We start from the raw sequence: 26,747 nt of genomic DNA, 5'->3' as shown, positions 1-26,747 counted from the left end.
GCGGCAACGCCCGCAGGCTGATCACGATCCGCGCGCACGGCCATCAACCCGGCCCAGCGGACTGTCAGCCTGCTGCCGAGCTCAGCCGTTCGGCCCGGGCGGGCCGCCCTTACCGAACGGTCCGGCCGTGCCACCCTTCCCGCCGGTACCGCCCGTGGCGCCGGCGTTGTTACCGGTGCCCGGTGCGCCGCCGCCACCGCCGGGCCCGCCGTTGCCGATGAAGATGGCGTTGCCGCCGTTGCCGCCGCCGCCGCCGTTCCCGCCGCTGCCGGCCAAGGAGATGTTGTCACCGCCGGCGCCGCCGTAGCCGCCCCAGCCGCCACCGCCGAACAGCAGACCGCCGTTACCGGCGTTGCCGCCCTGACCGCCGGATGCACCGGCACCAGCGTTGAAGCCTTGGCCGCCGGCGCCGCCGAACCCGCCGTCCCCGCCCTGACCGATCAGCAGGCTGTCTGCGCCGCGACCGCCATGGCCGCCCATGCCACCAATAGCTGTGGCGCCGCCGTCGCCCCCGGCGCCGCCGTTGCCGCCGGCACCGTTGCGGATGGACAGGACCCCGCTGCCGCCGGCGTTGCCACCGTTGCCGCCGGCACCGGCACTACCGGTGCCGCCGGCGGCACCGCCGTCGCCGCCTCGGCCGCCGGTACCGCCGCTGCCGATCAGCCTGGCGGCGCCGCCGTTGCCCCCGTTACCGCCGTGGCCGGCGGGCACAGAAAAACTGCCGGGACCTCCGTTCCCACCGGGTCCACCCCAGCCGCCGTTGCCGTAGAGCCAGCCTCCGTTGCCGCCCGCGCCGCCGTCGCCGCCGTTGCCGGGCAGTCCGCCGACGTTGGAGCCCCCGAAACCGCCGTTGCCGCCAAAGCCGATCAGTCCGGCGTTACCGCCGCGGCCACCGAAACCGGCGTCACCGTTGATGCTGTCCAAGGCGCTGCCGCCGTTACCGCCGTTACCGTAGAGGAATCCGGCGTCAGCGCCGGGTTGCCCCACGTTTCCGATGCCGCCGCTGCCACCGCTGCCGATCAGCAACCCGGCCCTTCCGGCGAGGCCGCCGATACCTTCGGTGAATCCGGTCCCGCCGTTACCGCCGCTGCCGGCGAGCAGCCCGGCGCTGCCCCCGTTTCCGCCAAAGCCGTTGGTGGCGCCGATCCCGCTGTCGCCGCCGTTGCCGCCGTTGCCGATCACGAAGGCATTGCCGCCGTTGCCGCCGGCGCCCGGGGCGGCACCGGAGCCGGGCGCGGGTGCGCTGCCGCCGGCACCGCCGGCGCCGCCGTCGCCGAACAGGAATCCGCCGGATGCGCCGGTCCCACCGCCCCCGGCGGTCCCTATCAGGCCCGTGACGTCGCCGCCTGCGCCGCCGGCGCCGCCGTTGCCCAGGAGCCACGCGCGACCGCCATTGCCGCCGCCGGCCGCGGCTCCTTGAACGATGGATCCGCCGGCGCCGCCGGCGCCGCCGTTGCCGTACAGCCAGCCGCCGGCGCCGCCGGCTCCGCCCGCACCGGCGGGTACGGCCGGCACACCCGCGTTGCCGGACCCGCCACGGCCACCGTTTCCGACCAACCCGGCGTCCCCGCCTCTACCGCCACCGCCGTCGTATCCATTGCCGCCGTTGCCGTAGAGCAATCCGCCGGCACCGCCGTTCGGGTTGAGGGCCGTTCCGTTGGCGCCGTTGCCGATCAACGGGCGACCCAACACCGCCTGCGTCGGAGCGTTGATCGCATCGAGCAACGGTTGCAGGGGGCCGACGTTCGCGACCTCTGCACTCGCGTAGGCGTTCGCCCCGGCACTCATCGCCTGCACGAACTGCTGATGAAAGGTGGCAGCTTGCGCGCTCAGCGCCTGGTATCCCTGCGCGTGGACACCGAAGAGGGCCGCCACCGCCGCCGAAATTTCGTCGGCACCCGCCGCCAGCACGGATGTGGTCGGCACTGCGGCCAGCGCATTCGCTTGCGAGATCACCGAACCGATATTCGCCAGATCGCCAGCCGCAGAATTCAGGAATTCCGTCGATGCGAATACGTACGACATCCGTTTACCTCCCGAACGGCAATCTCGGTCGGGGCCGAGCCTAACGCGAGAACGCAACTCACGATGGTTTTCGGGAAAATACGGGCGAAACGAATAGGCGCGCTATCGCGGGCGCTTGTCGTCCAGTCCATGGTGCCGAACGAATTCCCTTGCCTTGACCAGGAATTCGAGTTGATCGCCGACCTGGCGAAGGGGAGTGACGCTGCGGGTGGAGCGGCAGAGCACGATCGCGCCTTCCAGCGCGGAAATCGACATCACCGCCAATGACGCGGCGTCCGCGTCGTCGAATCCGTCGGTGACGAATGCCCGGCTCAGCGCGGTGCACCAGCGGCCCAGGATCACCCCGGCCTCGGTGGACAGTTCGAACTCTTCGTCAGCCGAACCTATTGCCGCGGCCACCACCGGACACCCGGCGGTGAACTCGCACTCGGTCAGCAGACGTTCCCAGAACTCCACGAATTCGCGCAGCAACGCCTTGGCGCCGCGGTCGACGGCTTTGTCGATGTTGGCCGTGATCGAATCGCCGGCGTAGCGCAGCGCCTCGGTCAGAATCTGATTGCGGCCCTCGGGGAAGTGGTGGTACACCGAACCGCGGGGGGCGCCGCTGCGTGCCAGCACGGAATCGATGGTCACTCCCGCGGCACCGCGTTCCCGCATCACGTGGGCGGCGCTGATCAGCATCTTGTCCCGGGTGCTCACGCGCTTCGTGGGTGTCATGCGGCGTGCGACCGCTCGTGGGGATGGCGCAGGGCCGGCCAGTGCAGATGACGGGCGCTGAATCGGAACGGCCGACGGCGCAGGTCAGGCATCTCGCGGGTGAAGGTATGGCCGGCGATGTTGAGCTCGATGATCCACATGGCTGCTCCCCGCGGGTGTTGCGCTCATGCGCCGGGGACCGGCCCATGAATATGCTAAAAAGCATATAGGACAGCGGTTTAGCAAGCAACCACTCTCTAGAAACCTGCACTCCGAGGCTGCAGCGGGGTATGTACTATTGCATAGTTCATATTTCTGGGCTTTACTCACCCCATGACCAACACCGTGTCCCTGGAGCGGGACGATCACGTACTGCTCATCGGCCTCAACCGGCCGCACAAGCGCAACGCCTTCGACCGGGAGATGCTGGCCGATCTGGCGCGGGCCTACGCGTTACTGGAATCCGATCCCGAGGTGCGGGCCGGGGTCCTGTTCGCCCACGGCGACCACTTCACCGCCGGCCTGGACCTGGTGGACGTCGGTCCCGGCATCGCCGCCGGCGAATCGCCGATGCCCGAGGATGGCCGCGACCCCTGGCGTCTGGACGGGGCGTGGACGACGCCGCTGGTGGCTGTCGCGCACGGTTGGTGCATGACGCTGGGAATCGAACTGCTGCTGGCCGCCGACATCCGGATCGCCGCGGCCGCAACCCGATTCACCCAGCTGGAAGTGCAGCGCGGCATCTACCCGTTCGGGGGCGCGACCATCCGGTTACCGCGCGAGGCGGGCTGGGGCAATGCGATGCGCTGGCTGCTGACCGGCGACGAATTCGACGCCGCGGAGGCACACCGGATCGGTCTGGTGCAGGAGGTCGCCGACGACGCGGACGCGGCACTGACCCGGGCGCGCGAGATCGCGCAGACCATCGCCGAGCGCGCCGCACCGCTGGGCGTGCGGGCCACGCTGGAGTCTGCACATCTGGCCCGTGGACAGGGCGAGGCAGCCGCGATCGAGCGGTTACGTCCGGCAGTGACCGAGCTGTTCGCGACCGCTGACGCCGCCGAGGGTGTGCAGTCGTTCATCGAGCGACGGCAGGCGCGGTTCTCGGGCCGCTAGGATCGCCGAGCGTGAAGCCAGCTTCACGCTCGGCGGCGGTAGGGGAGGGCTAGCTCTCGACGGTGTAGCCCATCGGCATCAGCACGCTCTTTTGCTGGGTGAAGTGCTCGACACCTTCGGGCCCGTTCTCCCGCCCGATCCCGGAGTTCTTGTAGCCACCGAACGGACAGCACGGGTCGAACGCGTACCAGTTGATTGCGTAGGTACCGGTGCGGATCTTCTCGGAAATCTTGATGCCGCGCGGGATATCGCTGGTCCACACGCTGCCGGCCAACCCGTACACCGAGTCGTTGGCAAGCTTGATGGCGTCCTCTTCGGTGTCGTAGGGGATGATGCTCAACACCGGGCCGAAGATCTCCTCCTGCGCGATGGTCATCTTGTTGTCGACGTCGGCGAACACCGTGGGCTGCACGAAGAACCCGCTGTCCAGGCCTTCGGGGCGGCCGCCGCCGCACACCAGCCGGGCGCCCTCCTCCTTGCCCTTGGCGATGTAGCCCTCGACCCGGGCGCGCTGCTTCTCCGAGATCAGCGAACCGATCTGCGCGTTCGGGTCCGACGGCGGCCCCACCGGCAGCGCCTGCACGAAAGCGCTTACCGCTTGCACGATTTCGTCGTACCGCGAGCGCGGCGCGAGGATGCGGGTCTGTCCCACGCAGGCCTGCCCGGTGTTCATGATCCCGGAGAACACCATCATCGGAACCGCAGAGGCCAGGTCGACATCCTCGAGGACGATCGCGGCCGACTTCCCGCCCAGTTCCAGCGTGCACGGCTTGAGCATCTCGGCGGCGCGCTTGCCGATCTCCTTGCCGACGGCAGAGCTGCCGGTGAAGGTGAACAGGTCGACGTCGGTGTTGGAGGTCAGCGCCTGCCCGGTCTCGATGCCGCCGGGCACCACCGACAGCACCCCTTCGGGCAGGCCCGCGTCGGTGAATACCTCAGCCAGAGCATTTGCCGTCAAAGGCGTTTCAGCCGCGGGTTTGAGCACCACGGTGCAGCCCGCCAGCAGCGCGGGGCCCAGCTTGTTGATCGCCAGGAACAGCGGCACATTCCACGCCACGATCGCGCCTACCACCCCGATCGGTTCACGGTGGACGATCGTCTGGCCGTAGGAGCCGTTGCGGATCTCGCGCCACTTGACCTGGTCGACCGCCGGGCCGGCGAAGAAACTCATCGCCCCCATCGAGCCCATCCAGTGCATGGTCTCGATCGTCAGCGGCGGCTGCCCGGTCTCGTCGGCGAGCAGCTTGGTGAAGAGTTCCTTGCGTTCTTCGAGCAGTTGCTGGGCCTTGCCGATGACGGCCGCGCGCTCCTTGGGCGGGGTCGACGGCCACGGCCCGGAGTCGAACGCGGCGCGCGCCGCCGCGACCGCGGCGTCGACGTCGGCCGCCGTGGCCAGCGGCACCTTGCCGACGTATTCGCCGGTGGCCGGGCAGTGCACCTCGATGACCTCAGAGGTCGCCGGTTCCGTCCACTTGCCGCCGATGAAAAGTTTGTCGTACTCGGTCGTGTCGCTCTTGGTCATAATTCGCCGCTCCTCCTCATGGCGCCACCCTACCCAAACCGGCGCAAAACGAGAACATGTTCCATTATCGGGGCGAGAGGACCAGAACCAGATTGCTCACCGCGAACTCCCGCAGCACCGGCACCGTCGTCAACCACCAGGCCCATCGCGGGTGGTAACGAGGGAAAGTCGCGATGTCGCACCCGGTGGCGCGGGCCCAGTCCAAGCCCTCCGCGGCAGACACCGCGAACAACGACGACCCGTAGTTGTTCTTGGCCGCCCGGCCGTGTTTGCGGGCATACCGCGCGGCCGCGCGGGCGCCGCCAAGGTAGTGGGTCAGGCCCATCTCGTGTCCACCGAACGGGCCCAGCCAGACCGTGTAGGACAGCACCACCAGGCCGCCGGGTCGGGTCACCCGCAACATCTCATTGCCCAGCTGCCAGGGTCGGGGTACGTGTTCGGCGACATTGGACGACAGGCAGATGTCGACGCACTCGTCGGCGAACGGCAGCGCCATGCCCGACGCGCGCACGAAGGTGCCGCAGCCGGCGACAACGGGACCGGCGGCGTGCATCTCGGCAGGATCGGGTTCCACGCCGAGGTAGCGGACCCCGGCTGCGCCGAACTCCGAGGCGAAATAGCCAGGGCCGCCGCCGACGTCGAGCAGGGTGCGACCGGCGGGATATTCACCGCTCGACGCCCGCCACAGATCGCTCACCATCGCAACGGTGTCGGCGGCCAGAGCGCCGTAAAACCGGGCCGGGTCGGGCTGTTCGTAGCGGAACTCCGCCAGCAGTCGCACCGACCGGCGCAGCGTGGCCCGGCGCGCGAAGAGGTCGGTCGGCTGCAGAGGACGGGCCACGCGGCACACCCTACGGCCGTTAGGCTGGTCACCAATGTCTGACCTGCGATCCGTCCTGCTGCTGTGCTGGCGCGATACCGGGCACCCCCAGGGCGGCGGCAGCGAGACCTATCTGCAGCGCATCGGCACACACCTGGCCGCCTCGGGCGTACACGTCACGCTGCGAACCGCGCGGTATCCCGGCGCTCCCCGGCGTGAGATTCTCGACGGTGTCCAGATCAGCCGGGCCGGTGGACGCTACACGGTCTACATCTGGGCGATGCTGGCCATGGCCGCAGCCAGGCTCGGATTGGGCCCACTGCGCAGGGTGAAACCCGACGTCGTCGTGGACACCCAGAACGGACTGCCATTTCTGGCCCGGCTGGTCTACGGCCGGCGAACGGTGGTGCTGGTACATCATTGCCACCGCGAACAGTGGCCGGTCGCCGGCAGGGTGCTGTCGCGGGTGGGCTGGTTCGTGGAATCGGCGTTGTCCCCGCGGGTGCACCGGGGCAATCAGTACGTGACCGTCTCGCTGCCCTCGGCGCGGGATCTGGTGGCGCTCGGGGTGGACGATGAGCGGATCGCCGTCGTGCGCAACGGTCTTGACGAAGCGCCGGCCGACACGTTGTCCGGGCCGCGCTCAGCCGCGCCGCGCGTGGTGGTGTTGTCCCGTCTGGTGCCGCACAAGCAGATCGAGGACGCATTGCGGGCGATCGCCGAATTGCGTTGCGCGATAACGGGTTTGCACCTCGACGTCGTCGGTGGCGGGTGGTGGCGGGAGCGGCTGGTCGAGCACGTGCACCAGCTTGGCATCTCCGATGCGGTGACCTTCCACGGTCATGTCGACGACGTGACCAAACACCATGTGCTGCAATGCTCGTGGGTGCAACTACTGCCGTCGCGCAAAGAGGGCTGGGGACTTGCGGTAGTCGAGGCCGGCCAGCATGGCGTGCCCACCATCGGTTACCGGTCCTCCGGTGGTCTGTCCGACTCGATCATCGACGGAGTCACCGGCGTCCTGGTCGACAACCGCGCCGATCTGGTGGACCGGCTGCAGCAGCTGCTGTCCGACGAGGTGCTGCGCGAGCAGCTGGGGGCCAAGGCGCAGGTGCGCAGCGCCGAGTTCTCCTGGCAGCAAAGTGCCGAAGCGCTGCGCACCGTCCTGGAATCGGTACAAGCCGGACGCGACGTCAGCGGCGTGGTCTGAGACCGTCACGCGCTCACGGCGACGGCTTCCTGGATGCGTGCGGTCGATCGCAGCGCCGGCAAACGGGTCGTGGCAGTGCGCCGGCGCCGCGCATTGGCTGCCGCCAGGGCCGCGCAGAGCGCCGCCGGGACCGCAAGGGCGTAGCCGCCGAGCCACGTTCCGATCAGAAGGCCGGCGGCGCCGCCGGCAAGGAAGAGCAGCAGGGTGAGCGCAAGTATCGCGGCTTTCCACTTGTCGAATCCCTGCCTGCGGGCCCGGCCGATCATCAATCCGAGGTCGGTCACCGTGCCGGTGAAGTGCGTGGTACGAACCGCCATCCCGCGGAAGCTCGACGTGAGCCCGTTCTGCATTCCGAGGGCCGCCGCGGCGAAGAACGCCTGCGCCACGGGTTGCTCGATTCCGAGGGCCTCGATGCCGGCCTTCACCTGCGTTTCCTCCACTCCGAGCGCGGCCAGCACCAGCAGAACCGCCTCCGTGGCCAGCAGTGCCGCATGGTGTGGACCCCGTCGGTGCACGCTGTTGCCCAGGATGGCGCCCGCGGCGACCGCGCCGCCCCAGAACCCGATCAGGATCGCCGCCAGCACGTGTTCCTCGTACAGCCACGGGTTGGCAGTGGTCATGCCGAGCTGGGTGGTCACTCCGGTGAGATTGCCGACCGGGAACGCGAGCAGGAGCAGGGCAACGGCGTTGACGAAGCCGGCGATGAAGGCCAGCGAACCGCTGTAAGCGAGCAACGCGCCCTGCGGCCCGAGTTGACCGCGCGACGGGCGGGGTCGACTGGCGCGGTCGAGGATCATACGGTTTCCCTTCACGGCATGGAACGGTCGTGGTCGCATCGAGAAGAAGCCTATGTACCGAAAATTACTTCATCAATAAAGGTTCGTATGAATTTGGCAAGAATCGGCCGCCGAGTCTGAGCGGCCGATCGAATCGCGCTGTCGCCGAGCATGTTCGGTTGCAGCCGGCAAAATCCACTGCGCGAAATTACCGAAAAAATTTACGCGAAACAATTTGTAGTAGAATCGCCGTCGTGAACGCTGCCGAAGCCGTATCGAGCGCATCGCCCGGAGGGGAACGCGGCTGGACGTTCCTGACCAACCATGGACATGTGCTGCTCTGCGTATCGGCCGGCGAGCCGTTGACCGCCCGCGAGCTGTCGCTGCGTATCGGGATCACCGAGCGATCGGTTCAGGCCATCCTGGCAGATCTGACCGACGAAGGGTATTTGATCAAGTCCAAGGTCGGCCGGCGCAACGTTTACGCACTCAACCCGAACGGAAGGCTGCGCCACCCGCTGGAAGCCGGTCACACCGTCGGCGAACTCGTCCGGGCGTTGGCCTGATCGCCGGTCAGAATCACCAAGGTCCGCGCCGAGCGCGGGTCGCCCGGCGGTAGGCGCACCCTCCCGCGCCGACGACCAGCAGACCCAGCCACGCCACATGGGCGAGCAGCACCGTCCGGCGCGTGGACGCGGTCGCACCAGCGGTATGGCCACCGACCCGGAACGCGGCGATGTCGCGGTCCCGGTAGGCCGGAGTGAGGGAGGCGAGGGTGCGGGCACTCGCGCCCGTATCGCCCGCGGTGCCGGATTCCACCACCACCCAGGCCACCCCTGCGGATGCCAGGGCTGACAACTGCGGGCCGGACAGCAGCAACTGCTGGACGGCCCGGGCACGCGTGCCCTCGCCCGGCACGGTCACTCCGGATATCACCAGGTCGCCCGGTGTCAAGACATCGGCGCGGACCCAGCGGGGCAGGGGATCAAGCACCGGAGCCGGTCCCGACCAGGGAAAGCGTCGCATCGCCCCGGCCGGCAAGACGGCGACGACGCCGGGTTCACGGTTGATGGTTGCCGCGGCCGCAGCCCAGCCGGCCGGATAACGTACCGGCGCGACCTCACCCCGCACTCCCCAGGCCAGATCGGGCAACACCAGCACCAGCGCCAGGCAGCACAGCACCGCGGCGCCGGCTGACGGCAGGCGCCGGCGCAGCACCACCACCGCACCCGCACCGGCGAGCGCGTAGCCGGGCACCGCCAGCGCCACCCATTTCTGCCCGTCGCGCACCATGCCCAGGCCCGGCAGCGCATCGACCATCGCGGTCAGCACGTGCAGCCCGGGGCCGGTGGCCAGCGCCGCGGGCACCGCAACCGCGGCGGCAGACAGCGCCAGCAACGGCACGGCGGCCGGCCGGCGCGTCACTACCGGCAATCCGGCAGCCACCACACCCAGCAGCACTACCGCCGACACCACCGCGAAAAGCGTTGTCCGCGAGGCAGGTACGGCATCGCCGTTCCAGATTCCACCCAGACTGGCCAGGGTGAACAGGGTGCCCAGACCGGGCTCGGCGCGCGCGGCGAAGGTGTGCACACCGGGTCCGCCGTCGACCGTCAGCGAGGAACCGAGCAGTGCCGCCGTAAGCCACGGCAGTGCACCCACCGCGGAGAAACCCAGCGCGGCCGCCGCTGCGGGCCACCGGGGCCGTCCGGCACCCGGAGCGGCCACGCACACCAGCGATACCGTCGCGGCCAGGATCAGACCCGTCGGTGTCAGCCCCGCCAGCGCGATCCAGAAGGCCAACCCGAAAAAACTACCCCCGCCCCCGGTCCGCAACCCCAGCGTCGACGTCGCCACCCAGGGGAGGCAGCCGTACCCGACCAGCAGGCTCCAGTGGCCCTGCAGTAGCCGCTCTGCGACATAGGGATTCCAGATCGCCAGGGTGATCGCCACGAACTCGCCACCGGCTCCGGCCTCGGGCAACACCGCGGCCACCAACCGCGCCGCACCCCAGCCCGCCAGCCACAACCCCAGCACCAGCAGAATCTTCACCACAATGCCGCCGTCGAGGACGTGGGACGCCAGCGCCACCGCGAAATCCTGTGGGGTCGCGCGCGGCGCGGCGGTCAACCCCAGCGCGGTGTCCGACACATAGGACCGCGGTGTGGACACCGCGTCGCGCAGCAGCAGATAACCCGGCGCCACTAGGGGTGCCACGATGAGCAGCGCCAACGTCAGGGCGTACGCCGGCCGGGCCATGCGGGCCCGCACTGGCGGGCTAGGTCCGTTCGGTCGGCGGAGGCTCGGCGGACTCCGGCGCATCCTTGGGCGAATCGGAACCGGCTGGACTCGGATCGTCCTCCCGAGGCTCCGGCCGCTGCGCAGGGATCTTCTCCGTCTCGGCCTCCGCGCCGGGCACCGGTGGTTCCAACCCACTGCGCCGCAGGAAGTCGGTGTCGTCACGATCCAGGCTGGGATCGGTCAACGCGCTTTCGGTGCGCAAGCTGAACGAGGCCAGTACCCCGCCGCCTATCAGCGCGATCAGGCCGATCGCGGTGAACGTGATCGGCAGCACCCGCGACCACAGCGCCACCCGGTCGCGCTCGTCACGGGCGGAGTTGACCTGCGACTCCACCGTCTCCTGCGTGGAGGTGAGCTTGTAGTCCACCAGAGTGACCTCGGGCTTGAGCGCGTCGCGGGCGTAGTAGTGGTGGGCCTGTTCGGTTTCCTTGACGATCGTGCCGGACACCGGGTCGACCCAGAAGGTGCGCTTGGCTGTGTAATAACGGGTCATGGTGATCTGTTCGTTCGGCTCGCCGGGCACCCCCCACATCGCCGCGCTCGTGGTGATCTTGCCGTCCTCGTTGCCGCCGTACAGCGACGGATAGGTGATCGGCGCGACCAGCTTGCCCTCGCTGTTGACGCCGACGTTCTGGGTGAACCGATAGGTGCTCAGCCCGTTGACGTCGTCTTCGCCCTCGTAGTTGGCGTCGAACGGCTTCTGCGCGATCGGGTCGAAGTACGGGTACGTCTTGCGCTCGGTGTTGAACGGGAAGCGGTAGGCCAGACCTTCGTGGCGCAACGGCATCGCGGTCGGCGGGTTCTCGTCGCCGATCCCGCGCGGCTTCTGCACGTAGCCGCCCGGGCGCGAGTCATCCGACACCGCCATCGCCGTCTTGCGGTTGATGGTGACGGTGTCGACGATGGCCAGCAGCAACCCGCCGTCCTTCTGCTTGTCGCTGCGGCGGACCGAGGATCCCACCTGCAGGGTCACCACATCGGCGTTCGCCGGCGCCTCGACGCTGATCTGCTGCTGGGACACCAACGGGACGTTCTGGTTGACGACGACCCGGTCGCTGGACAGCGAGGCCGCGTCGAGCGCAGTGCCGTTGCCCTCACTGACCAGTGTCGCGTCCAGGTTGAGCGGGATCTTGGCGATCCTGCTGGTGGTATAGGTGGACAACAACAACGCGGCGATCAGCAGTGCGGCTCCGAGTCCAATAGTTCCGCATGCGGCGATGCGCAACATGACTGCTCGGTTCACGTTGCTGTGACCTCCTTCTGGTCCATTGAGTTCGTCCGGGACACACCGGTCGCGACCGCTTCGACCTGACCAAGCAGCGAGGCAAACCCGTTTGACCCTAACAGCAGAATCCAGTGCCCCTCCGTATGAACCTCGGTACGAACCCAGGCCCCAATGTACGGACCGGGCCCGGCGCGGGGTGTACCCGCTTTGGCCCGCGACACGCACAGGCAGACTGTGATCGTGACCGACGGCCGGCAGGTGGGTGGTACCCGCAGCTTTCTGCCTGCCGTGGAGGGGATGCGGGCCTGCGCGGCCGTCGGTGTGGTCATCACCCACGTGGCGTTCCAGACCGGTCACACCAGCGGTGCCGACGGCCGCCTGTTCGGCCGCTTCGACCTGGCCGTCGCGGTCTTCTTCGCGCTGTCGGGATTCCTGTTGTGGCGCGGGCACGCAGCGGCCGAACGCGATCTCAAGGCTCGCCCGCGCACCGGCCACTATCTGCGCTCGCGGGTGGTGCGGATCATGCCGGCCTACCTGGTCGCGGTGGTGGTGATCTTGACTTTGCTGCCCGACTCCCGCCACCCCAGCCCGACGGTCTGGCTGGCCAACCTCACGCTCACGCAAATCTATGTCCCGCTGACCCTCACCGATGGGCTCACCCAGATGTGGAGCCTGTCTGTCGAGGTGGCCTTCTACCTGGCACTGCCCGTCCTCGCGTTCGGGGCGCGCCGGCTCCCGGTGGCCGCGCGGCTGCCGGTGATCGCCGTGCTGGGCGTGCTCAGCTTGGCCTGGGGCTGGTTGCCGCTGGCGGTGCTGGGCGGCGGCCCCGGTGCCAATCCGGTGAACTGGCCGCCGGCTTACTTCTCCTGGTTCGCCGCGGGGATGCTGCTGGCCGAGCTGGTGTTCAGCCCGCCAGGGTGGGTTCATCGGTTGGCGCGGCGCCGAGTCGTGATGGCGGCCATCGCGGTCGCAGCCTATCTGGTCGCGGCCTCACCGCTGGCCGGTCCGGCCGGACTGGTGCCCAGCAGCGCCGTGCAGTTCTCGGTGAAGACCGCGATGGGTTCGGTGGTGGCGTTCGCACTGCTGGCGCCGTTGGTGCTGGACCGGCCGGACACCGCGCACCGGCTGCTGGGCAGCGCGTTCATGGTGACCCTCGGCCGCTGGTCCTACGGTCTGTTCATCTGGCACCTGGCCGCGCTGGACATGGTGTTCCCGGTGCTCGGCATTTTCGCTTTCAACGGTCACATGCCGGCAGTCCTGGCCGTGACGCTGCTGTTCGGGATTGCGATCGCCGCGGTCAGTTATGCGCTGGTCGAGTCGCCGTGCCGGGAAGCGCTGCGGCGCTGGGAGAAACGCGAGACTCGTGCCGCCACAGCCGACACCGACACCGACGCCGAGGCGGACGCGATCGCACCGTGAAGGCTCAGCGGTTCAGGTCGGGGTTCACCGCGGTGCTGTGCTACCTGCTCGGGGCGCTCGTGCTGACCCTGGGCGCGTGGAGCGATCCGACCTCCGGCTGGGCCGGTGGCTGCTGCGACCAGGAGCAGACGATCTGGTACCTCGGCTGGACGCCGCACGCGCTGGCCGTCGGGCGCAATCCCTTCTTCACCACGCAGATCGGTGCACCCGCCGGTGTGAACCTGATGTGGAACACCCCGATGACGCTGCTCGGACTCCTCGGCTGGCTACCGGCGAAGATCGGCGGCCCGATCTTCGGATTCAACGTCCTGATGATCTGCGGCATCGCCCTGAGCGGTGTCACCGCCTGGCTGGCGATACGGCGCTGGACCGGCGACGGCCCCGGCCCGATCGTCGGGGGCGCGGTGTACGCCTTCTCCCCGTACGTCGCCTCTCACGCGGCCCTGCACCTCAACCTCGCCACGGCCTGGGTCCCGCCGCTGTTTCTGATCGCCCTCGACGAGCTGCTGGTGGTCCGACGTCGAGCGCCCTGGCGCGTCGGGGTGGCGCTCGGCGTGCTGAGCTGCTGCCAGCTGCTGATCAGCGCGGAGGTGCTTGCCACCAGCGCCGTGGCCGCCTTCGTGCTGGTCTGCGTTATGGCCGTGGCGCGGCACGACGGGCGGGCCCGGACCCGGTGCCTCGACGCACTGTCCCGGCTGGCCCCCGCGCTGGCGGTCGCCACGACGACGTTTCTGGTGCTCTCGGCATGGCCGCTGATCACGCAGTTCTTCGGCCGACAGCGGATCAGCGGGCGGGTGCAGGATCCCAACACCTTCTCGACCGACCTGCTGAACCTCGTCATTCCGACGCCCTACCAGTTGATCGCCCCGAAGGTCGCCACCCGGGTGTCGCACGAGTTCAGCGGCATGTATCACGAGGCCACCGCCTACCTGGGCCTGCCGTTGCTGGCTCTGCTCGTCCTCGCGGCCGTTCGCCACTGGAACGACGTGCGCATCCGGGTGGCGAGTGTCACCGGTGCGCTGCTTCTGCTGCTGTCGCTCGGGCCGTGGCTGCACGTCGGAAAAGCTGCACCGCACCTGCCGCTGCCGTGGCTGGCCTTCGCGAACCTGCCGCTGCTCAAGCACGTCCTGCCGGGCCGGTTCACGCTCTTCTGCTGGCTGGCGGTCGCCGTGATCGTCTCGATCACCATCGCGCGGGCGACTCGCCTTGCCCCGCGGGCGGCCGCGCGCCGGCTGCTCGCCATCGGTGTGGCGCTCGCGATGATCGTTCCCGCTCCGCTGCACCGGATGTCCTTCTATACACCGGCCTATTTCCGCCACTGGGCCGATCACCACATCGGGCCGGACGAGACCGTCCTGGTCGCGCCGTATTTCATCGACAACGACGGGCGCGCCGCACCGATGCTGTGGGCCGCGGAGGCAGGGTACGGCCTCAGGATGCCGGAGGCCTACGCGTACATGCCCCAGCCCGACGGCGGGACACGCACCGGACCACCGGCAACGCTGCTGTTCTCGATCATGCTGACGATCCAGGGCGGCACCCGGCTGCTGGCGCGCGGCGCGGTCCGTGACCGGGTCGACGCCGATCTGCGGGCCGCGGGGGTGCGCCACGTGATTGTGGGACCGATGCAGGAGTGGCAGGCGATGCTCGCGTTCTTCAGCGACTTGTTCGGCCGATCGCCGCAGCGGGTCGATGAGATCGCGATCTGGCGGGACGTCGACGTCGCCGGGGTCGTCGAGTCGCCACCTGACGGGCACGGCTGACCAAGTGGGCGACATCAGCGATGACGTTGAGCGGTGCGCGGCTTGCCCCGGCCGGGTTACCTGCCTGGATCCAATGTGCCTGTGCGGGTGCCGAATTGGCGGGCCGTGCCATCAAGTACGCGGTTGGGCCGCTTGCCGCTGCACTCCCGCCAACAGAAGCTTGCAACGATGTGGCACAGACCCAGCCGGAGAGACCCACGCCGGGACTCGGCGCTGGTTGTCCCGGCAACCTAGAACTGGCTTCGGTCCCATGGTGAACTGATTGTGAATTGTGGCTGTAGTTCAAGGGTGTTTCCGCTCAATTCGGGCGGGTGGTGCGGGGAGCTGTTAGGTTCAGCCCAACTGTGAGCGCAGGCTCGTATCCCTAATTCTGCATTGGGTGGAACTCGTGTCACTGCTCAGCGTAACAACGGATTTGGTTTCAGGCGCGGCCGGGGAACTGGCCGAGATCGGTTCGCGAGTCAGCGCGGCTGATGCTGCGGCGGCGGTGCCCACGGCGGGATTGGTCCCCGCGGCCGAAGATGAGGTGTCGGCGGCAATCGCGGCGCTTTTCGCCCGACAAGCCCGCTGCTACCAAGCCCTCAGCGTTCAAGCTGCCGCCTGCCACGCCAACCTCGTGGACACGCTGACTGCCGCCGCGAACTCCTATTCCCACGCCGAGGCCGCCAACGCGTCAGTGTTGGTGGCCGCCGAACAACAACTCGTGGGGACGCTCAACGCGCCGTTTCGCATGTTGCTGGGGCGTCCTCTGATCGGCAACGGCGCCAATGGCACCGCAGCCAGCCCCAACGGGGGGCCGGGTGGCCTGCTGTACGGCAACGGCGGCAACGGCTACGCACAGACCACAGCGGGGATTGCCGGCGGGGCTGGTGGCGTCGCGGGGTTGTGGGGTAACGGTGGGAGCGGCGGCGCCGGGGGTGCTGGTGCGGTGGGCGGCGCCGGCGGTGCCGCGGGCTGGCTGTATGGCACCGGTGGGGCCGGTGGCACCGGGGGCGCCGGTGCGGCTGGTGGTACCGGCGGTGCGGGTGCTTGGTTGTGGGGCAATGGCGGCAACGGCGGTGCGGGAGGGGCATCGGCCGCGGTCGGCGGTACCGGCGGGCCCGGCGGTATCGGGGGTAACGCGGGGCTGTTCGGTGTGGGCGGCGACGGCGGGACCGGCGGGGCCGGCGGAACCGGCGTTGCCGGCGTTCCCGGTGTTGCAGCCGGTCAGTCAGGTGGTACCGGAGGTGGTGGGGGTAACGGCGGCGCCGGCGGAAGTGGCGGCGCCGGCGGCTTGTTGGTCGGTGCCGGTGGGGCGGGTGGTCTGGGCGGGACCGGTGGCATCGGGGGAACCGGCGGGTCGGGTGCGCTGGGAGCCTTGGGGGGCAGTGTGACCGGGGGCGGTCCCGATGGCGGGTTGGGTGGCAGCGGCGGTGCTGGTGGGGTTGGTGGTAGCGGTGGAGTGGGGGGGGCCGGCGGACGGGGCGGCTGGCTATACAGCTTCGCCGGTGACCAGGGTGCCGGCGGTGCCGGCGGTGCCGGCGGTGCCGGCGGCGTGGCCGGCGATGGCGGAGCCGGCGCTGCGGGTAGCTGGGCGGTGAACAACGGCGCCGGCGGCAACGGCGGGACGGGCGGCAACCCGGGGGCCGGTGGAGCCGGTGGCTCGGGAGGCACCGGCTCGGTCACCGGCGCCACCGGGGCGACCGGCTCGAGTCCGACCAGCGGTGGTAACGGCGGCGACGGCGGTGACGGTGCCGTGGCCACCACACCCGGGGCCGGCGGCGGGGCCGGCGGCAACGGTGGCGACGGCGGCGCGGCGGGCAATGGTGGCGACGGCGGCAATGGCGGCAATGGTGCCGCCGCTGTCAGCGCTACGACTCCCGGCCAAGCCGGTATGGCCGGTGGTAACGGCGGGAACGGCGGTGGTGGCGGAAAGGGCGGCAGCATCGCGGGCGACGGCGGCAGCGGCGGCAACGGCGGAGATGGGGCCACCGGCGGTAACGGCGGCAGCTTCGCGAACACCGGCACCGGCCAGCAGGGCGGCCAGGGCGGCCAGGGCGGTGACGGTGGCCGGGGTGGCCAGGGCGGTAGCGCCGTGGCCGGCATCGGTGGAGCCGGCGGTGACGGCGGGGCCGCCGGGGCCGCTGGTGATGGCGGCACCGGCGACACCGGCACCTGGTCCGCCAACAATGGTGCAGGCGGCAACGGCGGGGATGGCGCTAACCCCGGCACCCCGGGACTTGGCGGCAGTGGCGGCCAAGGCGCCGGTTCGACCATGGGCGCTACCGGCCTCGACGGCAGCAGCCCCACCAGTGGTGGTAACGGCGGTAACGGCGGCAACGGCGCTGACGCCGACGCATCGTCGGGTTCGAGCACAACTGGCGGCACCGGCGGGGACGGCGGCAGCGGCGGCATGCTCGGCAACGGCGGCGACGGTGGCACCGGTGGTGCCGGCGCGACAGGAACCACCGGGCCGAACGGCCCGCTGCCGGGCGATGACGGCGTTGACGGTGGCGCCGGTGGCACCGGCGGATCCGGCGGCAACGGCGGCGCCGGCGGAACCCAGGCCGGCAACGGCGGTACCGGCGGATCCGGCGGCACCGGCGGCACCGGCGGCACCGGCGGCAACGGTGCCTCCGGCAATAACGGCGATCCCGATGGTCCCGACACAGTTGCCAGTTCCGGTCAGGCCGGCGGGACCGGCGGCAACGGCGGCCCAGGTGGCACCGGCGGAGGCGGTGGTAGCGGCGGCACCGCGGTTGCGGGTCGCCTCGGTGTCGGCGGGACCGGCGGCAACGGTGGCGCCGGCGGCACTCCTGGTGATGGTGGGAACGGCGGCAACGGCGAAAAGGCGCATTTCTTCCACGATGCCGGCGCCGGCGGCGACGGCGGCGACGGCGGCAATGCGGGGGCTGGTGGCACCGGTGGCACCGGTGGCGCCGGCGGTGGCTCAGGGCAAACGGGCACCACCCCCGACGGCGGCAACGGCGGTGACGGTGGCAACGGCGGTGAAGGAAACATCAACGGCTCCAGCGGGATCGGTGGCCAGGGCGGCGCCGGCGGCACCGGCAACGTCGGCGGCACCGGCGGCAACGGTGGAGACGGGGGCAGTGCCGCGGACGGTTCGAGCAGAAATGGGGGTGACGCCGGCAGCGGAGGCGCCGGCGGCAACGGCGTGACCGGCGGTAACGGTGGTGACGGCGGTAACGGCGGCTATGCCAGCGCCTACGCTACGCACGCGGGCAACGGCGGGAACGGCGGCGACGGCGGGGCAGGTACTACCGGCAGCGGGGGCAACGGCGGCAACGGCGGCGCGGCGGGCGGTTACGGTGAAAATGGTGACGCCGGCGCCGGCGGGGATGGGGGCGATGGAGCAACCGGCGGCAATGGCGGCACCGGTGGCGCCGGACGTGCCGGAGCCGGCACCATACCCGGCGGTCCCGGCGGTAACGGCGGCAGCGGCGGTAACAGCGCCCCGGGACCCGGCGGCAACGGCGGCAGCGGCGGCCCCGGTGGCAACGCAGCCGTCGATAGTGGCGTCGCCGGCGGCAATGGCGGTACCGGCGGTGACGGCGGTACCGGCGGTTCCGGCTCAGCCGGCGGAAATGGTCAGAATGGACAGGCACCCTCCGGTTATCAAGGTGGCGCCGGCGGGGCGGGCGGCCAGGGCAGCCCAGGCGTATAGGACTAGCTCATTTCGCCACGTGACTCACTGGTGGATTGGGGAGGGCGTCACTCGCCGGATATGTCCACCACGAGCGCGGTGACATTGTCCGGAGCGCCCGCGCCCCGGGCCGCCGCGATCAGGGCGGCGCACACTTGGCCGGGATCGTCATGTTTGCCCAGAATCCCCGTCATCGTCGCCTCCTTGACGACGCCGTGCAGACCGTCGGTGCACAACAGAATCCGGTCGCCGGCGGCCAGGTCCTGTGCTCCGGAGTCGGCTTTGGCGGGCGGCTTCATGCCCATATAACGGGTCACCACGTTGCGGACCCGAAGGTTGCCGGCATCCTCGGCCTGCACCTGCTGTGCGTCGACCAGCGACTGCACCAGGGTGTGATCGCGAGTCAGCTGGGTCAGCTGCCCCTCGCGGAGCAGGTACGCGCGGCTGTCGCCGAGGTGGGCGACCAGCGCACGGGACCCGCTGATGACGACGGTGACCAGGGTGCTGTTGGCGCCCGCGTACCGGGGGTCTTTCTGTGCCTTGGCGTGCAGGTCATCGGAGAGTTCGGAGACGGCGCGCCCCAGTCGTTCCGGTGCGTCAGGCGCGTCGCGCCGATCGGGTGGCAGGTGATGGGCAACGTAGCGGGGCAGGACATCGACCATGGTCTGGGCGGCCAGCGCGCCGTCGCGGCTACCGCCCACGCCGTCGGCCACGATGAACAGACGCTGCTCCGCGTCGGCGCCCCAGCGGTCCTGGTTGTCCGAACGTTCGCAACCCACGTCGCTCAACGCCGAATACCGGGTGGCATCCATCACGGCCCCCCAACTTGCGATTGCCCGACGACGGCGTCGCGTACCGCCGCGACGAATTCAACGATACGGGGAACCTTGTATGCCGCCAGTCGTTCGCCCACGAACCGCCGTATGCCCACCGCATCCAGGGACGCACCCGCCAACGTGTGCACCAGCGCGTACGGCAGCTGTCCCATGTCGACGTCCGGAACGCCAACGACCAAGCAGGACAACACTTCCGGATGAGCGGACAGCGCGTTCTCGATCTCGGCGGGGTAGACGTTGCGGCCGCCGACGGTGAACATGTCGACCCGGCGGTCCGACAGGTACAGAAACCCGCCGGAAATCTGGGTACCGATCGTCGCAACCGTCACTGATAGGCGCCCTGCCGATCGAATATCTTGCGCGGGTTCTCCACGAGCATGGTGTGGATCTGCTCGTCGGTGACGCCGCGTTGCTTGAGCGCGGGAATGACGTCGTTGTGGATGTGCAGGTAGTGCCAGTTCGGCGCGGCAACCGGCAGCAGTTCCTCCGGCAGGGCGTCGAAGTAGCAGTTGGCGTCGTGGGAAAGCACCATCTTGTCGGCGTGGCCGCGTTCGCACATGGTGGCCACGATGTTGACCCGTTCCTCGAACGGCAGGATCACGTCGATACCGAACCGGTCCATCCCCAGATACGAGCCGGCCGAGATCAGCTCTTCGAGGTAGCCGACGTCGGTGCTGTCGCCGGAGTGGCCGATGATCACCCGGCTCAGGTCGACTCCCTCTTCTTCGAAGATGCGCTGCTGTTCCAGCCCGCGTCGCAGGCCGGCGTGGGTGTGGGTGGAGATCGGTACCCCGGTGCGCTTGTGGGCCTGGGCAACCGCGCGCAGCACCCGCTCGACACCCGGTGTGATCCCGGGTTCGTCGGTGGCGCACTTGAGGATGCCTGCCTTGATGCAAGTGTCGGCGATGCCCTGCTCAATGTCGCGGACAAACATGTCGGTCATGATTTCCGGGCCGCCCAGCTGTGCGCCGGGCCCCATGTAGTGGAAGCAGAACGGAACGTCGTTGTAGGTGTAAAGACCGGTCGCGACAACGATGTTCAGCTCGGTGGCGGCCGCCACCCGAGCGATGCGCGGAATATAGCGACCCAGTCCGATCACGGTCAGGTCGACGATGGTGTCCACGCCGCGGGATTTCAACTCATCGAGCCGGGCGACAGCATCGGCCACCCGCTGCTCCTCGTCTCCCCAGGCTTCGGGATAGTTCAGCGCGATCTCGGTGGTCATGATGAACACGTGTTCGTGCATCAGAGTGACACCGAGATTCGCGGTATCGATGGGTCCCCGGGCGGTATTAAGTTCTGACACGTCCTTGATGCTAGGTCGCCGCGGCGGTAAATCAACAGGGTCAGCGCGGTGACTCGTGCGCAGCCCCGGCGTCGTCGATCACGGCATAGGTTTACTCGATCGGTCGCCAGTGGCGTACCGTCTACGCCGTCCTTTCCTCAGTCGCTTTCCCGGGAGCCAACGTCATGCTGCTCAACCCCAACAAACTACAACGCAAATACCCCGATGCCCGGTCGGGGGAGATCATGCAGGCCACGGTCGATTTCTTCGAGAACCGGGGTAAGGCGAAGCTCAAGCACGACGACCACGAACGCGTCTGGTACTCCGACTTCCTCAACCACATCGCCGAGCACCGGATCTTCGCCTCGCTGATGACGCCGGCCGAGTACGGTGCGGCCGACTGCCGCTGGGACACCTACCGGATCAGCGAATTCGCCGAGATCATCGGCTTCTACGGGCTGAGCTACTGGTACCCGTTCCAGGTGACCGCCCTGGGCCTGGGCCCGATCTGGATGAGCGACAACGAGGACGCCAAGCGCAAGGCCGCCGCTCAGCTGGAACAGGGCGAGGTGTTCGCCTTCGGCCTGTCCGAGCAGACCCACGGCGCCGACGTCTATCAGACCGACCTGATCCTCACCCCGTCCGAACACGGCTGGGTGGCCAATGGCGAGAAGTACTACATCGGCAATGCCAACGTGGCGCGGATGGTCTCCACCTTCGGCAAGATCGATGGGGCCTCGGGGAACGAGGCAAATGATTACGTCTTCTTCGCCGCCGACTCCCAGCACGACCGGTACGAGTGCAAGAAGAACGTCGTCAACTCGCAGAACTACGTGGCGAACTACGCCCTGCACGATTACCCGGTCACCGAGGCCGACCTGCTGCACCGCGGGATGGGCGCCTTCCACGCGGCGCTCAACACGGTCAATGTCTGCAAGTACAACCTGGGCTGGGGCGCGGTGGGCATGTGCACCCACGCCTTCTACGAATCCATCACCCACGCCGCCAACCGCCACCTCTACGGCACCGTCGTCACCGACTTCAGCCACGTCCGCCGCCTGCTCACCGACGCCTACGCCCGACTCGTCGCCATGCGCCTGGTGTGCACGCGGGCCTCGGACTACATGCGCAGCGCCTCGGCGCAGGACCGCCGCTACCTGCTGTACAGCCCGCTGACCAAGGCCAAGGTGACCAGCGAGGGTGAGCGGGTGATCACCGCGCTGTGGGACGTCATCGCCGCCAAAGGCGTGGAGAAGGACACGTTCTTCGAGACGGTTGCGCGGGAGATCGGCCTCCTGCCGCGGCTGGAGGGCACCGTCCACATCAACATCGGGCTGCTGGCCAAGTTCATGCCCAACTTCCTGTTCGCTCCCGACGAAGCGCTGCCGCTGATCGGCCGCCGCGACGACGCCGCCGACGACAGCTTCCTGTTCAACCAGGGGCCGACCGGCGGCCTGGGCAAGGTCCGCTTCCATGACTGGCGGGCACCGTTCGACAGCTACGGACATGTGCCGAATGTCGCCCTGCTGCGTCAGCAGATCGACGTGCTCGCCGAGATGCTGGCCGGCGCCACCCCGGATGCCGCGCAGCAGAAGGACATCGACTTCGCGTTCGGCGTGGGCCAGATCTTCGCCCTGGTGCCGTACGCACAGCTGATCCTGGAGGAGGCGCCGCTGTCCGGGGTCGACGAGGCGCTGCTCGACGAGATCTTCGGCCTGCTGGTCCGCGACTTCAACAGCTACGCCGTGGAACTGCACGACAAGGCCGCCACCACCGACGAGCAGGGCCGGTTCGCGCTGCGCATGATCCGTCGCCCGGCCAGCGACCCGGCCCGCTACGACAGGGTGTGGAAGGAATTCGTGCTGCCGCTGAACGGCGCATACGAGATGCGCCCGTAGCGGTCATTTCGATAGTCCCGCAGCCTGCACTCGGCAGGCAACGGCGGCGTCCGTGGCAGCGGCGGCATGTCGGCGCCTCGGCGCCGCGGGCCGGTCATCCGGCAAGGCGTGGGTGTGCTTCGAGAATCGCTCGGGTTGCCGCGCGGCCGGCTTCCAGCGCCGCGTCAATCTTGTTGAAGTCCAGCAGGCCGATCGCTGACACGTCCGGCTCGATCACGGCTGCGACTCGGGGAAGCCCGCGCAAGTTCCCCGTTGTGGCGGCGAGGTCGACGGTGCGAAGCAGAGTTTCCTGCAACGGTGGCAGTACCAGGTCGGTGCCGGTGAGCAGCCGCCGAAGGGCCCGGGGCGGTTGAACGATCGACGGCAGCATGCCGAAACCTCTTGACGGCAAGAATTTGCTGCGGAGATCGACGCAGATGACCTCGCCGTCCGGGTCGGCACACATCACGTCGGCCGGCAGGTTGTTCAGTAGCCCGCCGTCGACGAGCACCTGCTCGCCATGTCGTACCGGGGGCATGAGGCCGGGAATCGACATCGATGCGCGCACCGCCACCGACAGCCGGCCTCGTCGGAGGATGACCTGATCGCCGGTGATCAGATCCGCGGACACTGAGAAGAATCCGTGGGGCAGGTGCTCGATCAAGGTGTCGCCGAAGTAGCGTTTCGCCACCGCGTCGACACGCCCGCCACGCGTGAAGGCAACCGCGGGGATCGTGTAATCCCCGAGGGGGTTGGTCCGTCCGAACAGATCCCGCGCGGCGGCGGTCGACTCCTGCGGTGACATTCCCATCGCGGACAGGGCGGCAGCGATGGCGCCGGCGCTGGTTCCGCCGAAACGGTCGATGACGACGCCTGCGCGCAGGAGTTCCTCGTAGACACCGAAGTGCGCGAGTCCACGCGCGCCGCCGCCGGCCAGCACGAGACCGAGGGATCGTCCGGCGATCCGGCGGGCCAGAGCAGCGATACCAGCGGCGTCGGCGCGGTGCTGCGAAACGGGCCGCAGCAGCTCCCACCATCGCGGATGCGGTTCCGCCGGGCGCGTGATCAGGTGTATTGGGCGGGATTCGCTCACCAGTGAGCCGACCCCTTCGGGTGGACGTCGGCGCGTCACGATGATGACGAGTCGGTCGCTCTGCGTGGCCACGTAGCGTCGCCAGAGCTCGCCGCAGCCGCGCTCGGCCGCCATCAGGACCCAGTCGTGGGTGTGCTCCGCCCGATCGAGGGTCTCGGTGAACTCCTCGACGATCACGCCGTAATCACGAACATCTGCCGTTGCCGTGATCGGTGGAGCAATGACTGCGGCCCGGCCATGGGTGTTCAGTCGGGCAGCGATCGCGTCGACGATCGGCGCCACGGCAGCGTCCCCTGACGACAGCAGGCCGATCACCCGGCGGCGTCGTGTGCCGTTCACCGGTCGTGACTGCCGAAGCATCGTGGCCATGGTCCGCAACATCGCTGTTTGCAGTGCGGGCGTGGCGGCGAGCACCTCGGTGAACGTGTCAGCGGCGATCTTCCAGACGACGCTGTCGCGCATAGCCCGGACCCCGGCTGAGCGGGCAGCGCGGGCAATGACGCCGAGGTCTCCGATCGAATCGCCGGTTGCCATTTCGGCGATCAGCTGTCCGTCTGCGCCAACGGCCGCGAACCGGCCGGAGTCGACGATGTAGATGGAGTCCGACGGTTCTCCCTCGTGGAAGAGCCACTCGCCGGCATGGAGGTGCTGGCGATCGACGACGTTCGCGAGCTGCTCGAGCTGTGCTTCATCAACCGCGGCGAATATCGGCACCGTGCGCAGCGCGGTCAGTTGATCGGTGGTGTTCCGTCGGATTCGTGGCCGTGCGCTACTCACACGTGCACCATCAGGACCGCGATGCCGGCGCGGCGCGGACAGTGCGTGTCATTCGGACCTCGTGCCACGTGGATCGTTGGTTTTGCAACACAATATATAACGTATACAGTTTCTCTATGCAACATAATGTTGTTGCGAAGGCGCATCTCGCGGTGGCGGAACCGGCACTCGGCGACACCAGAGACTGCTACCTCTGGCATGACGAGCCGGCCGGCGCACGGCCGGCCGGCCCAGCGTCTTCGATCGCGGCCGATCGCCTCAAGGCCGCGCGTCGGTGGTCGGCGAGATACGCGTTAGGCCTCGCGCTGACCCACCTCGTGGCTGTCGGCGACGCTGCCGCAATCTTGATGCCGCTACGGCCGCACACCCAGATCCTCGCCCAGGGCATCTACTCGAACAAGAACATCATCACCATGGCGCTGATGGCGCTCGCGGGAACCGTCGCGATCGCCTTCGGCGGAGTCAGGATCCTGGCGCCGACGTTGCGCTGGTTCGTCGCCGGGGACCAACCCGATGCGCTGCAACGCCGAGCCGCCTTTCAACTGACCGGCCGCCAGTCGGCGATATTCGCAGCGACCTGGCTCATCGGCGGCGCGGGCTTCATCCTGCTGAATCTTGACAGTCACCTGGCGGTCCTGGTGCCCGTCATGTCTGCTGTGGTGCTCGGCGGAGTAGCGGCGTCGGTAAGCACCGGTCTGCTTCTCGCGCAACGCTTTCTGCGCCCCATCCTGGCCGCGGCGAGCCGGGGCGTGGACGTAGGCTTCGCTACACCCGGCGTGTTTTCCCGGCTGCTGCTCGCGTGGTTTCTGTGCAGCGTCTTGCCGATCGGTGTGATTTCCATTCTCGTGTGTATGCGGTCGTACGGCTGGATCATTCACAAGACGGGGTCAGTGGCCATTCCGGTGCTGACAGTCGCGTTCGTTACGGTGGCGCTGGGATTGCCGGCAATGATCATGACGGCACGGTCCATCTCCGATCCGGTCGGTGAAGTCGTCGAAGCGATGGCTCAGGTCGAACGTGGACGAACCGAAGCGTTCGTCGCCATCTACGAGCGTTCTCAACTGGGGCGGTTGCAGCGCGGATTCAACCGGATGGTCGCCGGACTCGTCGAACGCGAACGGGTACGCGATCTGTTCGGGCGGCACGTCGGTGCACATGTGGCCCGCAACGCCATCGCCAAGGGAGTGTCGCTGTCGGGGGATGTGATGGAGGTTGCAGTCCTGTTCATCGACATCGTCGGATCCACCCGGCTGGCGGCCAGCCGCCCACCGCAAGAGGTCGCCACCCTGCTCAACGACTTCTTCCGCATAGTCGTGGACGCGGTCGACGAGCACTACGGGCTGGTCAACAAATTCGCCGGCGACGCGGCACTGGCGATCTTCGGGGCACCGCTGCCCACCTATGAACCGGCATCGGCGGCGCTGGCGACCGCGCGTGTATTGCGCGCTCAACTCCGCGATTTGCCCGCCATCGACTTCGGTATCGGCGTCTCGGCGGGCCAGGTGTTCGCGGGCAATGTCGGCGCCGAGAATCGCTACGAGTACACCGTGATCGGCGACGCCGTCAACGAGGCGGCTCGACTGGCCGATCTTGCCAAGACCTCCGACGGCCGCCTGTTGTGCTCCGCGGCGGCAGTTGACAGCGCGGACTCCACGGAGCGGGCCAGGTGGACCCAGTGCTTCTCCACCGTGCTGCGCGGTCGCTCGGAAGCCACGCGCGTGTTGGCTCCGACGGACGCGGACTGAGCACGGCCCGGCAGCCATCTCCGGGCCGTGCACGCTCGCCGGTGTTAGTGTTTTAGCAAGTGCCACAATAGATTTCGTGTCTTGTTGGGGGACGCCGACGTGGCGGTCGGCCGATCGGGAACCGGATCGAGAAAATGCCGGGATTTTCACAGAAGAGGCCGGTTGCACGAGGGGGTAACCGCTTGTGAGCGCGATGCCGGCGACGGGCGATGGGAGCCGTCGAGGGCACCGTGTTTCCCGCGGGCCGAAGCTGGCATGCGGCGGTTGCGAGTTTGCCGATGAAAGTTCGATCCGGCGTTGATGGGAATCATAACGTGAGCGTTCCAGACGAATTAGTCATGTCCGTGACTGTTCGCGCGAGCTGCGTGAAAACGTTCAGCTGAGGCCGAATTTCGAAAGTGCACAGTGCGGTTGCGGAAACAGCAATCAAGATCCTGAGTGACGGCAGAAGCGCTCGCGCACAGCGTATTTAGTGTCCATCACGGAGACGTCAAAAGGCGGACTTTTTGGTGCGGAGCCCCCTTTTGTGCTGAAGTAGAGTCAAACCTTCGGTGGCGACGATGCCACTTGAACACGTCATAAGAATCCAGCGGTATTGCCCCACTGTTTCTAAATACA

Annotated in this window: 19 protein-coding genes and 1 pseudogene; 8 read left to right on the top strand and 12 right to left on the bottom strand. The window is 68.6% G+C overall.

The window, feature by feature from the left end:
• Positions 1-81: 81 nt before the first annotated feature.
• From ACX9NE_RS20225 to ACX9NE_RS20215, 3 genes are all read right to left on the bottom strand, one after another.
• Entirely contained in the window at positions 82-2,025 is a 1,944-nt protein-coding gene (locus ACX9NE_RS20225; RefSeq protein ID WP_459362752.1) for a PE family protein, read from the bottom strand.
• A gap of 102 nt (positions 2,026-2,127) precedes the next feature.
• The gene (locus tag ACX9NE_RS20220) at positions 2,128-2,742 is read right to left on the bottom strand and encodes a TetR/AcrR family transcriptional regulator (RefSeq protein WP_459362753.1); all 615 of its coding nucleotides are present in this window, start codon (positions 2,740-2,742) and stop codon (positions 2,128-2,130) included.
• Positions 2,739-2,882 (bottom strand): hypothetical protein, encoded by a 144-nt coding sequence (locus tag ACX9NE_RS20215; RefSeq protein ID WP_459362754.1) that lies wholly within the window; start codon positions 2,880-2,882, stop codon positions 2,739-2,741. Before ACX9NE_RS20215 ends, ACX9NE_RS20220 begins: the two co-directional genes overlap by 4 nt.
• A 172-nt stretch (positions 2,883-3,054) precedes the next feature.
• On the opposite strand from ACX9NE_RS20215, the gene ACX9NE_RS20210 reads away from it, so the two are divergent.
• Entirely contained in the window at positions 3,055-3,837 is a 783-nt protein-coding gene (locus ACX9NE_RS20210; protein ID WP_459362755.1) for a crotonase/enoyl-CoA hydratase family protein, read from the top strand.
• Positions 3,838-3,886: 49 nt separating this feature from the next.
• Here ACX9NE_RS20210 and ACX9NE_RS20205 read toward each other — a convergent pair whose 3' ends face one another.
• Together ACX9NE_RS20205 and ACX9NE_RS20200 are read right to left on the bottom strand one after the other, a co-directional pair.
• Positions 3,887-5,359 carry an aldehyde dehydrogenase gene (locus ACX9NE_RS20205; protein ID WP_459362756.1) on the bottom strand — a complete coding sequence of 491 codons (1,473 nt, stop codon included), beginning with the start codon at positions 5,357-5,359 and terminating at the stop codon, positions 3,887-3,889.
• Positions 5,360-5,423: 64 nt separating this feature from the next.
• The gene (locus ACX9NE_RS20200) at positions 5,424-6,188 is read right to left on the bottom strand and encodes a class I SAM-dependent methyltransferase (RefSeq protein ID WP_459362778.1); all 765 of its coding nucleotides are present in this window, start codon (positions 6,186-6,188) and stop codon (positions 5,424-5,426) included.
• Between the two features lie 46 nt (positions 6,189-6,234).
• Between ACX9NE_RS20200 and ACX9NE_RS20195 the strand changes: the two genes are divergently transcribed.
• Positions 6,235-7,389, top strand: coding sequence for a glycosyltransferase family 4 protein (locus ACX9NE_RS20195; RefSeq protein WP_459362757.1), 1,155 nt, complete (start codon positions 6,235-6,237; stop codon positions 7,387-7,389).
• Between the two features lie 5 nt (positions 7,390-7,394).
• Here the strand turns inward: ACX9NE_RS20195 and ACX9NE_RS20190 are convergent, their stop codons facing one another.
• Positions 7,395-8,186, bottom strand: a complete 792-nt coding sequence (locus ACX9NE_RS20190) for a YoaK family protein (RefSeq protein WP_459362758.1) — start codon at positions 8,184-8,186, stop codon at positions 7,395-7,397.
• A 233-nt stretch (positions 8,187-8,419) separates the two neighbouring features.
• On the opposite strand from ACX9NE_RS20190, the gene ACX9NE_RS20185 reads away from it, so the two are divergent.
• Positions 8,420-8,731 carry a helix-turn-helix transcriptional regulator gene (locus ACX9NE_RS20185; protein ID WP_459362759.1) on the top strand — a complete coding sequence of 104 codons (312 nt, stop codon included), beginning with the start codon at positions 8,420-8,422 and terminating at the stop codon, positions 8,729-8,731.
• Positions 8,732-8,744: 13 nt separating this feature from the next.
• Here ACX9NE_RS20185 and ACX9NE_RS20180 read toward each other — a convergent pair whose 3' ends face one another.
• Complete coding sequence (locus ACX9NE_RS20180; protein ID WP_459362760.1) at positions 8,745-10,487, bottom strand: hypothetical protein; 1,743 nt, start codon at positions 10,485-10,487, stop codon at positions 8,745-8,747.
• Positions 10,444-11,709, bottom strand: a complete 1,266-nt coding sequence (locus tag ACX9NE_RS20175; RefSeq protein ID WP_459362761.1) for a DUF3068 domain-containing protein — start codon at positions 11,707-11,709, stop codon at positions 10,444-10,446. Before ACX9NE_RS20175 ends, ACX9NE_RS20180 begins: the two co-directional genes overlap by 44 nt.
• 153 nt (positions 11,710-11,862) lie before the next feature.
• Between ACX9NE_RS20175 and ACX9NE_RS20170 the strand changes: the two genes are divergently transcribed.
• The 3 genes from ACX9NE_RS20170 to ACX9NE_RS20160 all read left to right on the top strand — a co-directional run bounded on the left by ACX9NE_RS20170 (position 11,863) and on the right by ACX9NE_RS20160 (position 18,537).
• Positions 11,863-13,110: an acyltransferase family protein gene (locus ACX9NE_RS20170; RefSeq protein WP_459362762.1), complete on the top strand. Its 1,248-nt coding sequence runs from the start codon at positions 11,863-11,865 to the stop codon at positions 13,108-13,110.
• Positions 13,107-14,873: a hypothetical protein gene (locus tag ACX9NE_RS20165; RefSeq protein ID WP_459362763.1), complete on the top strand. Its 1,767-nt coding sequence runs from the start codon at positions 13,107-13,109 to the stop codon at positions 14,871-14,873. Before ACX9NE_RS20170 ends, ACX9NE_RS20165 begins: the two co-directional genes overlap by 4 nt.
• A 388-nt stretch (positions 14,874-15,261) precedes the next feature.
• A complete protein-coding gene (locus ACX9NE_RS20160; RefSeq protein WP_459362779.1) occupies positions 15,262-18,537 on the top strand; it encodes a PE family protein in 3,276 nt (1,091 codons plus the stop codon).
• Positions 18,538-18,584: 47 nt separating this feature from the next.
• On the opposite strand, the gene ACX9NE_RS20155 is transcribed toward ACX9NE_RS20160, so the two are convergent.
• The 3 genes and pseudogenes from ACX9NE_RS20155 to ACX9NE_RS20145 all read right to left on the bottom strand — a co-directional run bounded on the left by ACX9NE_RS20155 (position 18,585) and on the right by ACX9NE_RS20145 (position 20,658).
• Positions 18,585-19,328, bottom strand: coding sequence for a PP2C family protein-serine/threonine phosphatase (locus ACX9NE_RS20155; protein WP_459362764.1), 744 nt, complete (start codon positions 19,326-19,328; stop codon positions 18,585-18,587).
• Positions 19,328-19,645, bottom strand: a pseudogene (locus ACX9NE_RS20150) (AMP-binding enzyme); the annotation flags it as partial. The pseudogene ACX9NE_RS20150 and the gene ACX9NE_RS20155, both read right to left, overlap by 1 nt.
• Positions 19,646-19,677: 32 nt before the next feature.
• A complete protein-coding gene (locus ACX9NE_RS20145; protein ID WP_459362765.1) occupies positions 19,678-20,658 on the bottom strand; it encodes a phosphotriesterase family protein in 981 nt (326 codons plus the stop codon).
• Positions 20,659-20,822: 164 nt separating this feature from the next.
• Between ACX9NE_RS20145 and ACX9NE_RS20140 the strand changes: the two genes are divergently transcribed.
• Positions 20,823-22,535, top strand: a complete 1,713-nt coding sequence (locus tag ACX9NE_RS20140) for an acyl-CoA dehydrogenase (RefSeq protein ID WP_459362766.1) — start codon at positions 20,823-20,825, stop codon at positions 22,533-22,535.
• 94 nt (positions 22,536-22,629) lie between these two features.
• Here the strand turns inward: ACX9NE_RS20140 and ACX9NE_RS20135 are convergent, their stop codons facing one another.
• Positions 22,630-24,384: a patatin-like phospholipase family protein gene (locus ACX9NE_RS20135; RefSeq protein ID WP_459362767.1), complete on the bottom strand. Its 1,755-nt coding sequence runs from the start codon at positions 24,382-24,384 to the stop codon at positions 22,630-22,632.
• A gap of 347 nt (positions 24,385-24,731) precedes the next feature.
• On the opposite strand from ACX9NE_RS20135, the gene ACX9NE_RS20130 reads away from it, so the two are divergent.
• Positions 24,732-26,129: an adenylate/guanylate cyclase domain-containing protein gene (locus tag ACX9NE_RS20130; protein WP_459362780.1), complete on the top strand. Its 1,398-nt coding sequence runs from the start codon at positions 24,732-24,734 to the stop codon at positions 26,127-26,129.
• Positions 26,130-26,747 lie beyond the last annotated feature (618 nt).

It is taken from the genome of Mycobacterium sp. ML4 (genome assembly GCF_054515735.1).
The sequence above is the reverse complement of the archived record's forward strand: the minus strand, read 5'-3'. Positions and strand labels throughout refer to the sequence as shown.

Bases quoted from the DNA above. Each gene is read 5' to 3' on its own strand.
- ACX9NE_RS20225 (WP_459362752.1), bottom strand. From the start codon at position 2,025: ATGTCGTACGTATTCGCATCGACGGAATTCCTGAATTCTGCGGCTGGC.
- ACX9NE_RS20180 (WP_459362760.1), bottom strand. From the start codon at position 10,487: ATGCGCCGGAGTCCGCCGAGCCTCCGCCGACCGAACGGACCTAGCCCG.
- ACX9NE_RS20205 (WP_459362756.1), bottom strand. From the start codon at position 5,359: ATGACCAAGAGCGACACGACCGAGTACGACAAACTTTTCATCGGCGGC.
- ACX9NE_RS20215 (WP_459362754.1), bottom strand. From the start codon at position 2,882: ATGTGGATCATCGAGCTCAACATCGCCGGCCATACCTTCACCCGCGAG.
- ACX9NE_RS20170 (WP_459362762.1), top strand. From the start codon at position 11,863: ATGTACGGACCGGGCCCGGCGCGGGGTGTACCCGCTTTGGCCCGCGAC.
- ACX9NE_RS20210 (WP_459362755.1), top strand. From the start codon at position 3,055: ATGACCAACACCGTGTCCCTGGAGCGGGACGATCACGTACTGCTCATC.
- ACX9NE_RS20130 (WP_459362780.1), top strand. From the start codon at position 24,732: ATGCCGCTACGGCCGCACACCCAGATCCTCGCCCAGGGCATCTACTCG.
- ACX9NE_RS20155 (WP_459362764.1), bottom strand. From the start codon at position 19,328: ATGGATGCCACCCGGTATTCGGCGTTGAGCGACGTGGGTTGCGAACGT.
- ACX9NE_RS20195 (WP_459362757.1), top strand. From the start codon at position 6,235: ATGTCTGACCTGCGATCCGTCCTGCTGCTGTGCTGGCGCGATACCGGG.
- ACX9NE_RS20220 (WP_459362753.1), bottom strand. From the start codon at position 2,742: ATGACACCCACGAAGCGCGTGAGCACCCGGGACAAGATGCTGATCAGC.
- ACX9NE_RS20140 (WP_459362766.1), top strand. From the start codon at position 20,823: ATGCTGCTCAACCCCAACAAACTACAACGCAAATACCCCGATGCCCGG.
- ACX9NE_RS20190 (WP_459362758.1), bottom strand. From the start codon at position 8,186: ATGATCCTCGACCGCGCCAGTCGACCCCGCCCGTCGCGCGGTCAACTC.